The following is a 13,205-nucleotide window of genomic DNA, read 5'->3' on the forward strand; positions in this document are numbered from 1 at the left end:
GCGCACGGTGTCGGTGCGGCTCAGGAGATCGGCCGGGAAGTCGTAGCTGGCGAAGAACCGCACCTTGATCCGCGGACCCGAGGTGGCGAACGTCTCCTTGCGCCGCAGCGCCGCGTAGATCGCGTCGCGGCTGTTCTCCTCCGCCCAGACACCCGCCAGGCCCGAGGCGCCCCACGTCTGGAACACCGGCGGGTTGGCCGCCGCCTCGCCCGTGAGCGCCGACCAGTCCTTCGCGCCGCCCGGCGGGACCGAGCCGCGCAGCTCCGGCATGCCGTCCCGGCGTCCCGTCTTGGAGAAGTAGTTGGGCTCCTCGACGCTGCCTGGGGCGGCGTTGTGGGTGTCGGACGAGCCGATGAAGCCGAACTTGAACGGGTTCGCGCCGATCTTCTCGCGGAAGATGATCCCGTCCTGCAGCGCGCGGCGCACATAGCCGCCGGCGAACTTCGTCACGGCGATGTTGGAGCCGATGTACTTCTCCATGATCTCGAAGTTCGCCCACTCGTCGTTGGGCGACAGCGAGGGGTGCGTGTCGGAGGTCCCCTTGATCTGGGTGATCTCGACCAGCGGCTCGTTGCGCATGCGCAGCTCGGCGTAGGCCTTGTCGACGCGCTGGCCGTTCAGCCGCACGCTGTCGAACATCAGGCCGTCCGAGCCGTTCGAATTGTGCGGGATCGCCAGGGCCTCGACGCCTCGGGCGCGCCAGCCGTCCATGGCCTTCCAGAGGTTCTCCGGATCGTTAGAGTCGCTGGCGGAGTAGGGCGCCGCGGGGACGTTCGAGCTCTTGAAGATGACGTTGCGGTGCAGGTTCCGCCGCTGCGGCGCCGAGGTGTACTCGTAGCCGATGAAGGTGGTGAAGCGACCGGGCTGATAGTGCCGCGCGGCCGCATCCTGGGTCTCGCGCCAGGCCCGCGAGATGATCGACGGATCCGCGAACTCCTTGGGCAGGGTGCCGTCGCGCCGCGCCTGATTGAAGGCGTCGAACGCCTTCTGGATCTGCGCCGGGTCGGGGCTCATCAGGCCCTGGCTGAACGGGAGCTTGGAGAGCGGGCTCTGGGGATTCCCCGCCTCGCGGATCGCCGACATGAACTCGGCGTGGTCGGTGACGCCGACGAAGTCCAGCGGGCCGCCGGCCAGGCGGACCAGGTAGCCGGACGCATGGCCGATCGTCTCGCCGCGGGCGAAGCGGTAGGCGTCGTCGGGCGTCCTGCGGACGTTGAAGATGTAGGCGTCGTTCGAGATGTGGGTGTGGACGTGCAGGTCGCCGAAATAGGCGTTCCGGTCCGGGTTGTGGCCGGGCAGGCGCACGGCCGGAGACCCCGCCGCGGCGGCCGCAGCGGGCTTCGCCGCCTGGATCGCCGACGGGGCGGCTTCACCGCGCAGGGCCTGGGCGGCGATGGCGCCGCCGCCCACGAGCAGCCCGACCGCGGCGGCCGGGATCACGTATCGGGCGAGTTCCCGCCTCTTGTGCGTCGTCATCGGCAATCGTCTCCCCACGAAATCGATATCCCGGTTCCGGTTCTGGGCGCCAGAAGCTGGAGGGCTATGGCGCTGTCGACCCGAGGCATGGGTCGCGCGGCGCCGTCAGCGGTACTCGGGCTCCTGCCACTCGGGCCACAGGTCCGGGAGGCCGTTCGAGACCCTGTCGGGGAAGGCCGGCGCCCGCTTCTCCAGGAAGGCCGCGATCCCCTCGCGCGCGTCGTCGGAGGCGCCCCGCATCCGCATCGACCGGCTGTCGGCGCGGTGAGCCTCCATCGGATGGTCGGCCACGAGCCCCCGCCAGATGAGCTGTCGGGTGACGGCCATGGACATGGGCGCCGCGTTCTCGGTGAAGCTCCTGGCCAGGGCGCGGGCGGCCGGGAGGAGGTCGTCGGGCGCGTGCAGGCTCTGCACCAGTCCCTTGGCGTGCGCCTCCTCGGCGGTGAACACCCGCCCCGAGTAGCACCACTCCAGCGCGGTCGGCGCGCCCACGAGGCGCGGCAGGAACCAGGAGGAGCAGGCCTCCATCGCGATGCCGCGCCGGGCGAAGACGAAGCCGAACTTTGCGTCCGTCGAGGCCAGCCGCATGTCCATCGGCAGCTGCATGGTCACGCCCACGCCGACCGCCGCGCCGTTCACGGCCGCGATGACCGGCTTCAGGCTCTGGAAGATGCGCAGCGAGACGCGGCCGCCGCCGTCGCGGGTCACGTCGCCGGTGTCGCCGGCCGCGCGCCGCTCGGCCTCCCGCGCGCCCTGGTCGAAGGTGCCGCCGCCGGCGCCCAGGTCGGCCCCGGCGCAGAACCCGCGCCCGGCGCCGGTGACGATCACCGCCTTCACCGCGTCGTCGGCGTCGGTGGCGTCGAAGGCGGCGATCATGTCCAGCATCATCTTCGGCGTGAAGGCGTTCAGCCGGTCGGGCCGGTTCAGGGTGATCGTCGCGATCCCGTCTTCCACGTCGTAGAGCAGGGTCTCGAAAGTCGGCTGGGACACGGGGCAGGCTCCTAGGGCGCGGTGATCTCGAACCAGAGGTCGAACCGGTCGAGCAGGGAAACGAGGCGGGCGAGCTCGGCGGCACCGTCGCCGGCGACGCCGGCCTCCGCGACGGTCTTCGCGCCGGTGACCAGGTCCACGAGGTCGCCTCGCGAAAGCTCGGCTGCCGGGCCGCCTTCGCCCGCACGGTGGTGCAGCACGGCGTTCTCGACGCGCACGGCGAACCGCTCGCCGGTATCGGTGAAGGCGACCGTGAGGCCGATCGTCTCCGCCCCGGCCGCGAGCCCGTTCAGCCGCACCGACAGGGCGTCCAGCAGGTTGTCCGCGGGCAGGGTCCGCAGCTGGCCGGCCGAGGCCTGGCGCGGCGTGTCCGACTTCGGTCGCGGCTTCCGAAGCTCCTGGGCGCCGGTGAGGTAGAAGTCCCGCCACGGCCCGGACTCGGCCTGGTACCCCATCTGCTCCAGCGCGTCGGCCTGCAGCGCGCGCGCGGCCTCATGCGCGGGGTCGGCGAAGACCAGGTGTCCCACGATCTCGGCGGTCCAGCGGTAGTCGCCCGCCTCGAAGGCGCGTCGCCCCTCGGCGAGCACGCGGTCCGGGCCGCCCATCGCGTCCACGTAGCGCCGGCCCGCGGCCTCGGGCGGGTGCTTGTTCAGGTTGGCCGGGTTGCCGTCGAACCAGCCGAGGTACTTCTGGTACACGGCCTTGGCGTTGTGGCTGAGCGTTCCGTAGTAGCTGCGCGTATGCCACTCGGCCTCCAGCGTCGGGGGCAGCCTCAGCACCTCGGCGATCTCGGGCCCGTTCATCCCGTGGTTCGCCATCCGCAGCGTCTGGTCGTGGATGTACTTGTAGAGGTCCCGCTGCTTGGCCAGGAACGCCCGGATCGGGTCCTCGCCCCAGCGCGGCCAGTGATGGCTCGCGAACATCACGTCCGACGCGCCTGCGAACATGTCCAGCGCCTCGTCGATGTAGAAGCTCCACGCCTTGGCGTCGCGCACCTGGGCGCCGCGGGGGGTGTAGAGGTTGTGCAGATGGCAGGTGCAGTTCTCGGCCATGCAGAGCGCGCCGAACTGCGGGAAGTGGAAGTTCATCTCCGCCGGCGCCTCGGTGTCGGGCGTCACCTGGAAGACGATCTCGACGCCGTCCAGCGTCAGGACCTGCCCCGTGTGGGTGACCGAGACGTTGGGCGCCACCAGCGCCACCTTGCCGGTGGAGGTTCCCTTGCCGAGGCCCGAGTCCACGTGCCCCCTGGGGTCCTTGGGCAGGAGGCCGCCGTACATGTAGGTCGCCCGGCGGCTCATGACGTTGCCCGCCAGCACGTTCTCGGCGACGGCGGCCTGCAGGAAGCCCTCGGGCGCCACGATCGGCACGCCGCGGGCGATATCGTCGGGCGAGAGCACGCCCATGACCCCGCCGTAGTGGTCGACGTGGCTGTGCGTGTAGATCACCGCCGTCACCGGGCGGTCGCCCTTGGTGTCGCGCAGCAGCTGCAGCGCCGCGGCGGCGGGCTGGGCCGAGGTCAGCGGGTCGATGACGATCCAGCCCTCGCGGCCCTCGACGAAGGTGATGTTCGAGATGTCGAAGCCGCGCACCTGGTAGACGCCCGGGGTGACCTCGAAGAGGCCGTGCAGCGCGTTCAGGCGCGCCTGCCGCCAGAGGCTGGGGTTGATGGTGTCGGGGCGCTCGGCGTCCAGGAAGGCGAACGGCCGCTGGCTCCAGGCGCCTGGGACGTCGGCGTCGGGGATCGAGCCGATGAAGCCGCGGCGGGCCAGCTCGAAGGCCCCGTCGTCGGGCGGCAGGGTCCGGGCCACGGCCTCGTGGGCGGCGCGGGTCGCCGCCGTGGCGTCCTTGCGCGCATCGGCGTTCGCTTCCGACATGCCTCCCCCCGTCCGGCCGTTCATTGCGGTCTCCCCTAGACGCTAAGCGCGCGCCTTGGAGGCTTCAACTGCAAATGTTCCGGATCGGTATCAAATTGCTGCGTCCGGCGTTGACGGCGCGGGGCGTTCGGCCCACTTTTGTTACCAAGGCGGATCAAAAGCGTCGGATGGGGGAGAGCTGATGGACCTGCAGGACAAGGTCGTGGTGATCACGGGCGGGGGCAGCGGCATCGGCAAGGCGATGGCCGAGCGCTTCCGGCGTGCGGGCGCCGCCGGGGTCGTGATCGCGGACCTGGACGGCGATGCGGCCGAGGCCGTCGCGCGGTCGGTCGGGGGCGTCTCGATCCGGGTCGACGTGGCGGTCGAAGCCGACGTCCAGCGGATGGTCGGCCTGGCCGAAAAGCGCTTCGGCCGGATCGACCTGATGTGCTCCAACGCCGGCGTGTCCGTCCGCGACCCCGACTTCAACAACGCGACGTCCGCGTCGAACGACACCTGGATGCTCGGCTGGAACGTCAACGTCATGGCCCACGTCTATGCGGCGCGCGCGGCCCTGCCGGGGATGATCGCGCGCGGCGGCGGCTACTTCCTGCACACCGTGTCGGCCGCGGGCCTCCTGAGCCAGCCGGGCAGCCCCGTCTACGCCACCACCAAGCACGCGGCGGTCGGTTTCGCCGAATCGCTGGCGATCACCCACCGCAGCCAGAACATCCGCGTCTCGATCCTCTGCCCGCAGGCGGTGGACACGCCGATGATCCGCGGCGCCAGGGGCTCGCAGGCGGTGGACGGCGTCATGGCCCCGGCGGACGTGGCCGACTGCGTCGTCGACGGCCTGGCGGCCGAGACGTTCCTGATCCTGCCGCACCCGCAGGTGGCCACCTACATGCAGCGCAAGACCGGCGACTACGACCGCTGGATCGCCGGCATGGTGCGCCTGCGCGACCGCATCGCCCAGCCGTCGGCCGGCTGAACGCCATGACCGCCGCCGCCGACGCCGGCCAGGGGCATATCCACGGCTACGGGACGCGCCCGTACCGCACCTATGTGCTCACGGCGCTGCTCTTCATCTTCATCCTGAACTTCATGGACCGCACGCTGCTGTCGGTCGTGGCGCCGCAGATGAAGCCCGAGCTGGGGATCTCCGACACGGGCTTCGGGCTGCTCACCGGCTTCGGCTTCGCCCTGCTCTACACGATCGTCGGCGTCCCGCTGGCCCAACTGGCCGAGACGCGCCACCGCGTGTGGATCATGACGATCTGCATCGCCCTCTGGTCGCTCATGACCGCGATGTGCGGGCTGGCCGCCGAGATCACCATTGGCTCGATCACCATCGGCGCCTTCTGGGTGCTGCTGACCTGCCGCGTCGGCGTGGGCATCGGCGAGGCGGGCTGCACGCCGCAGGCCAATTCCCTCATCGCCGACTACTACCCGCCGCGCACGCGCTCCACCGCCCTGGGCTACTACGCCATGGGCGTCACGCTCGGCACCATGCTGGCCAACGTCATCGGCGGCCCGATCACGGATGCGCTGGGCTGGCGCTGGGCCTTCTTCATCCTGGGCGTGCCGGGCCTGCTGGTGGCGCTGGTCTTCAAGCTCACGGTGCGCGAACCGCCGCGCGGCTACACCGATCCGCCCGGCACGCCGCGGCGCGAGGTCGTGCGCTTCATGGACGGCCTGCGCGAGATCGCCTCGAAGAAGTCGTTCTGGTCGATGACCACGGCGGCCACCATCGCCGCCTTCTGCGGCTACGGGATCTCGTCGTTCCAGTCGCTGTTCATCAACCGCACCTTCGGCCTCACGGCCGGCGAGGCGGCGCTGATGATCAATGTGCCGGTGGCGATCGCCTCGTCGCTGGGCACGCTGGGGACCGGCTGGCTCGCGGAGAAGATCGGGCCGCGAAGCGTCAGCGCCATCGCCTGGCTGCCGGCCGCGGGCATGGCGATCTCGGTGCCGTTCTACGTGCTGGCGTTCACCACCCAGGACCTGTGGCTCTGCCTCGCCGGGCTCGTGATCGGCGGCGGCGCCAAGTACGGCTACCTCGCCGCCCAGTACACCATCGGCCAGGGCGTGGTGTCGGCCCAGACCCGCGCGCTGTCGACCGCCGTGCTGATGTTCATGCTGAACCTCCTGGGCTACGGCCTCGGCCCGCTGTTCATCGGCTGGCTCAGCGACGTCCTCTTCAAGTCGCAGGCGGCGGCGCTGGGCGCGGCGGACCTGGCCCGCAGCGCCTGCGAGGGGGCGGCCCGCGCCGGCCTGCCCGCCAGGCTCGAGGCCGTATGCGCCCAGGCCCACCCGCAGAGCCTGCAGCAGTCGCTGCTGGTGACGGCGAGCCTCTATGCGCTGAGCGGCGCGTTCTTCCTGCTCACCTGCCGCTGGCTGAAGCAGGACCTTGTGGCGAAGTGACGCCGGGGCGGTCCGCGGGCCGGCCTTCACGCTGATTTGACGCGCGCGCGAGGGGGCGTCGCGTCTCGCAGGACCTGCGCCAATTCCGCTCAGGTTGGAAGCTTATGCCTCCACCGCGATGCGAGGGGCATCGACACGGGTGGGTTTTGCCGCTTAAAGGCGCGCTGAAAGCACGTACGGCCGCCCCTCAGGTCGGCCGCGTTGGTTTGTGCTTGGACGAGAGAGACGATGCGACTGCCTGAGCGACAGGGCCTGTACGATCCCCGGAACGAGCACGATGCGTGCGGCGTGGGCTTCGTCGCGAATATCAAAGGCCGCAAGTCGCACGAGGTCATCCAGTCCGGCCTGCAGATTCTGCTGAACATCGACCATCGCGGCGCGGTGGGCGCGGACCCGCTCGTGGGCGACGGCGCCGGCTGCCTGATCCAGATTCCGGACCGCCTCTATCGCGACTGGGCGAAGGCCGAGGGCGTCGACCTGCCGCCGGCCGGCGAATACGCCGTGGCCATGTGCTTCCTGCCGCAGGACGCGCTGACCCGCGCGGCCGCCATGGAGCAGTTCGAGCATTTCCTGCGCGTCGAGAAGCAGCCCCTGATCGGCTGGCGCGACGTGCCGGTGGACACCACGGGCCTCGGCAAGGCCGTGCTCGCGTCGATGCCGGTGATCCGCCAGGCCTTCATCGGCCGCGGCCCCAACGTGAAGGACCAGGACGCCCACGAGCGGAAGATCCTGGCGGTCCGCAAGCAGTTCCAGAACCCCCTGGCCGAACTGGCCGAGAAGCGCGGCCTGCCGGACCTCACGCAGGTCTACATGCCGTCGTTCTCGACCCGCACGGTGGTCTACAAGGGCCTCCTCCTCGCGGGCCAGGTCGGCAGCTTCTACAAGGACCTGCAGGACGAGCGCTGCGAGAGCGCGCTCGCGCTCGTGCACCAGCGGTTCTCCACCAACACCTTCCCGTCGTGGAAGCTGGCCCACCCCTACCGGTTCATCGCCCACAACGGCGAGATCAACACCGTCCGCGGCAACGTGAACTGGATGAACGCGCGCCGGCGCACGCTGGAAAGCGACCTGCTGGGGCCTGACCTCAACAAGATGTGGCCGCTGATCCCGCACGGGCAGTCGGACACCGCGTGCCTGGACAACGCGCTGGAACTGCTGGTCGCCGGCGGCATCCCGCTGGTCCACGCCATGATGATGCTGATCCCGGAAGCCTGGGCCGGGAACCCGCTCATGGACGCCAAGCGGCGCGCCTTCTACGAGTACCACGCGGCCCTGATGGAGCCGTGGGACGGTCCGGCGGCGGTGGCGTTCACCGACGGCCGCCAGATCGGCGCGACGCTCGACCGCAACGGCCTGCGCCCGGCCCGCTTCGTCATCACCGACCAGGACCATGTGATCATGGCCTCGGAAGTCGGCGTGCTCGACGTTCCTGAGGAGCGCATCGTCAGGAAGTGGCGGCTCCAGCCCGGCAAGATGCTGCTCATCGACATGGAGCAGGGCCGCATCATCGAGGACGAGGAGATCAAGAAGACCCTCGCCGAGGCCGAGCCCTACGAGGAATGGCTGGCCGAGACCCAGTTCAAGCTGGAGGAGCTGAAGCTCGACGAGGTCCGGGGCGAGGCGCCCGCGAACGACCCGCAGGTGCTGCTCGATCGCCAGCAGGCGTTCGGCTACACCCAGGAAGACCTGCAGTTCTTCCTCGAGCCGATGGGCAAGGACGGGGACGATCCGATCGGCTCCATGGGCCACGACACGCCCATCGCCGTGCTCTCGGACCGCTCGAAGCTGCTCTACGAGTACTTCAAGCAGAACTTCGCCCAGGTCACGAACCCGCCCATCGACCCGATCCGCGAGGAACTGGTCATGAGCCTGGTGTCGATGATCGGTCCGCGCCCGAACCTGCTGGGCCGCCAGGCCGGCACGCACAAGCGCCTGGAGGTGGCCCAGCCCATCCTCACCGACGAGGACCTGGCGAAGATCCGCGCGGTCAACGAGCTGCTCGACGGCGCCTTCCGCACGGCCACGATCGACATCACCTGGCCCATGGCCGAGGGCGCGGCCGGCCTCGAGGCCGCGATCCAGCGGATCTGCCGCGAGGCGACGGACGCCGTCCTGGCCGACATGAACATCCTGATCCTCTCGGATCGGGAGGTTTCGGTGGAGCGCATCCCGATCCCGGCGGCGCTCGCCACCGCGGCCGTGCACCACCACCTGATCCGCCAGGGCCTGCGCATGCAGACGGGCCTCGTCATCGAGACGGGCGAGGCGCGCGAGGTGCACCATTTCTGCGTGCTGGCCGGCTACGGCGCCGAGGCGGTGAACCCCTACCTGGCGTTCCAGACGCTGGAACAGCTGCGGGTCAAGAACGGCCTGTCGCTGTCGGCGTACGAGGTCCGCAAGAACTACATCAAGGCCGTGGGCAAGGGCATCATGAAGGTGATGTCCAAGATGGGCATCTCCACCTACCAGTCCTACTGCGGCGCGCAGATCTTCGACGCCGTGGGCCTGTCGTCCGAGCTGATCGACAAGTACTTCACCGGCACGGCCACGACGATCGAGGGCGTGGGCCTCGCCGAGATCGCCGAGGAGACGGTCCGCCGCCACCGCGACGCGTACGGCGACAACCCAATCTACCGGTCCATGCTCGACGTGGGCGGCCAGTACGCCTGGCGCCTGCGGGGCGAGGCGCACGCCTGGACGCCCGAGTCCATCTCGGGCCTGCAGCATGCGGTGCGCGGCAACCTGCCCGCCGAGTACGAGAAGTTCGCCAACGCGATCAACGAGCAGTCCGAGCGCCTGCTCACGCTGCGCGGCCTGATGCGGCTGAAGCCCGCGGACCGGCCGGTCCCGCTCGAGGAGGTGGAGCCGGCGGCCGAGATCGTGAAGCGGTTCTCGACCGGCGCCATGTCCTTCGGCTCGATCAGCCGCGAGGCGCACACGACGCTGGCCATCGCGATGAACCGCATCGGCGGCCGTTCGAACACCGGGGAGGGGGGCGAGGAGCCCGACCGCTTCAAGCCGCTCCCCAACGGCGACTCCATGCGCTCGGCCATCAAGCAGGTGGCGTCGGGCCGGTTCGGCGTCACCACCGAGTACCTGGTCAACGCCGACGACATCCAGATCAAGATGGCCCAGGGCGCCAAGCCCGGGGAAGGCGGCCAGCTGCCCGGCCACAAGGTGGACAAGAACATCGCCCGCGTCCGCCACTCGACGCCGGGCGTGGGCCTCATCAGCCCGCCGCCGCACCACGACATCTACTCGATCGAGGATCTGGCCCAGCTGATCCACGACCTGAAGAACGTCAACCCGGTCGCCCGCATCTCGGTGAAGCTGGTCTCCGAGGTCGGCGTGGGCACCGTGGCCGCCGGCGTCGCCAAGGCGCGGGCCGACCACGTGACCATCTCGGGCTTCGAAGGCGGCACCGGCGCCTCGCCGCTGACCTCGCTGACGCATGCCGGCTCGCCCTGGGAGATCGGCCTGGCCGAGACCCAGCAGACGCTGCTGCTGAACGGCCTGCGCACGCGCATCGCGGTGCAGGTGGACGGCGGCCTGCGCACGGGCCGCGACGTGGCGGTCGGCGCGCTCCTGGGGGCCGACGAGTTCGGCTTCGCCACGGCGCCGCTGATCGCGGCCGGCTGCATCATGATGCGCAAGTGCCACCTGAACACCTGCCCCGTCGGGGTGGCGACCCAGGACCCGGTGCTGCGCGCGCGCTTCACCGGCCAGCCCGAGCACGTGATCAACTACTTCTTCTTCGTCGCCGAAGAGCTGCGCCAGATCATGGCGCAGATGGGCTTCCGCACGCTGAACGAGATGATCGGGCGCGTGGACCGCATCGACATGAAGGACGCGCTCGACCACTGGAAGGCGCGGGGCGTGGACCTCTCCCGGATCCTCTACGCCGCCCCGGCCGAGGGCGCGAAGGGTCTGTGGAACCAGGACCGCCAGGACCACGGCCTGGACAAGGCGCTGGACCACCAGTTCATCGCCGACGCGCGTCCGGCGCTCGAGAAGGGCGAACCGGTGCGGGCCGAGTACCGCATCCGCAACGTCAACCGCACCGCCGGCGCGATGCTGTCGGGCGAGGTGGCCAAGCGCTACGGCCACGCGGGCCTGCCCGAGGACACCATCGCGCTCACCCTGCGCGGCACCGCCGGGCAGAGCTTCGGGGCCTTCCTGGCGCGCGGCGTGAGCCTGACGCTGATCGGCGACGCCAACGACTATGTCGGCAAGGGCCTGTCGGGCGGCCGCGTGGTGGTGCGTCAGCCGCCGGAAGCGCGGCGTGACCCGACCCGCAACATCATCGTCGGCAACACGGTGCTCTACGGCGCCATCGCCGGCGAGGCCTACTTCGAGGGCGTGGCGGGCGAACGGTTCGCCGTGCGCAACTCGGGCGCCGTGGCGGTGGTCGAAGGCGTGGGCGACCACGGCTGCGAGTACATGACCGGCGGCGTCGTGGTGGTGCTGGGCGACACCGGCCGCAACTTCGCGGCCGGGATGAGCGGGGGCGTCGCGTACGTCTACGACCCGCGCAAGCGCTTCGAGCCGCTGTGCAACAAGGCGATGGTCGACCTGGGCCCGGTCGAGGCGGCTCCGGTCGGCGCAGACGAGGCCGGCCGCCCGAGCCAACGCTCGGTCTCGGCCGAGAACAGCGGCATGGGCGACATGCTGTCGTTCGACGCCGAGCGCCTGCGCATCCTCATCGAGCGGCACCACCTGCACACCGGCAGCCGCCGGGCGGCCGAGATCCTGGAGAACTGGGATCAGGTGCTGCCGTCGTTCGTGAAGGTGATGCCGCGCGACTACCGCCGCGCGCTCACCGATCTGGCCCGCGAACGCGCCGCCGCGGCGGCCGTCGCGGCCGAGTAAGCTTCAGGGTTCAGGGGACAACCATGGGCAAGCCGACCGGCTTTCTCGAGATCGAGCGTCACGACCGCGGCTATGCGCCGGTCGCCGAGCGCCTGAAGCACTGGCGGGAGTTCGTCGCGCCCCTGCCGCAGCCCGAGCTGCAGGCGCAGGCGTCGCGGTGCATGAGCTGCGGCATCCCGTTCTGTCACCAGGGCTGCCCGGTCAACAACCAGATCCCGGACTTCAACGAGCTGGTCTACCGGGACCAGTGGCGCGAGGCGCTGGAGAACCTCCAGTCCACGAACAACTTCCCCGAGTTCACGGGCCGCATCTGCCCCGCGCCGTGCGAGGCCAGCTGCACGCTGAACATCCCGGACACCCCGGTCACCATCAAGACGATCGAATGCCAGATCATCGATCGCGGCTGGGAGGAAGGCTGGATCGCGCCGCGGCCCAGCCCGCGCGGCACCGGCAAGCGCGTGGCGATCGTCGGCTCCGGCCCCGCCGGACTGGCCTGCGCCCAGCAGCTGGCCCGCGCCGGCCACGCCACGACCGTGTTCGAGAAGAACGACCGCGTCGGCGGCCTGCTGCGCTACGGCATCCCCGACTTCAAGATGGAGAAGCACCTCATCGACCGGCGCATCCGGCAGATGGAGGCCGAGGGCGTGATCTTCCGCACCAACTTCGAGGTGGGCTCGATGGTGTCGGTGCAGCGCCTGCTGGACGACTACGACGTCCTGGTGATGGCCTGCGGGGCCGAGGATCCCCGCAACCTGGAGGTCCCGGGCCGGGAGCTCGACGGCGTGCACTACGCCATGGAGTTCCTGACCCAGCAGAACAAGCGCAACGCCGGCGACGACGAGGCCGTGGCGGCTCCGACCGGAACCCTCTCGGCGAAGGGCAAGCACGTCGTGGTCATCGGCGGCGGCGACACCGGCTCGGACTGCATCGGCACGTCGAACCGTCAGGGCGCGGCCTCGGTCACCCAGCTCGAGATCATGCCGGCCCCGCCCGAGCACGAGAACAAGGCCCTGACCTGGCCCGACTGGCCGCTGAAGATGCGCACCTCGTCCTCGCAGGCCGAGGGCGTCGAGCGGGACTTCGCGGTGGTGACCAAGCGCGCCATCGGCAAGGACGGCAAGGTGACGGCGCTGGAGTGCGCCCGCGTCGAGTGGGTCGACGGCCGGATGCGCGAGATCGAGGGCTCGACCTTCGAGCTCAAGGCCGACCTGGTGCTGCTGGCCATGGGCTTCGTCGGACCCCGCAAGGCGGGCGTGGTGGAGCAGAGCGGCGTCGACCTGGATCCGCGCGGCAACCTCAAGGCCAACGTCGCCGACTACCGGACCTCGGACGGCCGGATCTTCGCCTGCGGCGACGCGCGTCGCGGCCAGTCCCTGGTCGTCTGGGCGATCCGCGAGGGCCGCCAGTGCGCCCGCGCCGTGGACCTGCACCTGATGGGAACCTCCACCCTCCCGCGCTGACGGAGGCGACGGGTTCTCCCCGCAGGGAAGCCGGACGGGACGCGCACGCCCCCACGCTGTCATCCCGGTTTCGCCTCAGGTGAAGACCGGGACCCATACGCGCCCGATGGCCGTGGCGGCCCGCGGGCGGGGC

7 protein-coding genes are annotated in these 13,205 nt (G+C 70.4%); 4 read left to right on the forward strand and 3 right to left on the reverse strand.

Features of this window, described 5'->3' with window-relative positions; all coding sequences use genetic code 11:
• From JNK30_RS11760 to JNK30_RS11770, 3 genes are all read right to left on the reverse strand, one after another.
• A partial coding sequence (locus JNK30_RS11760; protein ID WP_293482428.1) for a DUF3604 domain-containing protein occupies positions 1–1,476 on the reverse strand: 1,476 nt, incomplete at its 3' end.
• Positions 1,477–1,581: 105 nt separating this feature from the next.
• Entirely contained in the window at positions 1,582–2,466 is an 885-nt protein-coding gene (locus JNK30_RS11765; protein WP_293482429.1) for a crotonase/enoyl-CoA hydratase family protein, read from the reverse strand.
• An 11-nt stretch (positions 2,467–2,477) separates the two neighbouring features.
• Entirely contained in the window at positions 2,478–4,340 is a 1,863-nt protein-coding gene (locus tag JNK30_RS11770; RefSeq protein ID WP_293482430.1) for an alkyl sulfatase dimerization domain-containing protein, read from the reverse strand.
• Between the two features lie 181 nt (positions 4,341–4,521).
• On the opposite strand from JNK30_RS11770, the gene JNK30_RS11775 reads away from it, so the two are divergent.
• From JNK30_RS11775 to JNK30_RS11790, 4 genes are all read left to right on the forward strand, one after another.
• Positions 4,522–5,310, forward strand: coding sequence for an SDR family oxidoreductase (locus tag JNK30_RS11775; RefSeq protein ID WP_293482431.1), 789 nt, complete (start codon positions 4,522–4,524; stop codon positions 5,308–5,310).
• A 5-nt stretch (positions 5,311–5,315) separates the two neighbouring features.
• Positions 5,316–6,743, forward strand: a complete 1,428-nt coding sequence (locus JNK30_RS11780) for an MFS transporter (protein ID WP_293482432.1) — start codon at positions 5,316–5,318, stop codon at positions 6,741–6,743.
• A 228-nt stretch (positions 6,744–6,971) separates the two neighbouring features.
• Complete coding sequence (gene gltB, locus JNK30_RS11785; protein WP_293482433.1) at positions 6,972–11,612, forward strand: glutamate synthase large subunit; 4,641 nt, start codon at positions 6,972–6,974, stop codon at positions 11,610–11,612.
• A 23-nt stretch (positions 11,613–11,635) separates the two neighbouring features.
• On the forward strand, positions 11,636–13,072 hold the full coding sequence (locus tag JNK30_RS11790; RefSeq protein WP_293482434.1) for a glutamate synthase subunit beta: 1,437 nt from the start codon (positions 11,636–11,638) through the stop codon (positions 13,070–13,072).
• The last annotated feature ends 133 nt before the right edge of the window (positions 13,073–13,205 follow it).

The organism is Phenylobacterium sp., assembly GCF_016793225.1.
Lineage (GTDB): Bacteria > Pseudomonadota > Alphaproteobacteria > Caulobacterales > Caulobacteraceae > Phenylobacterium.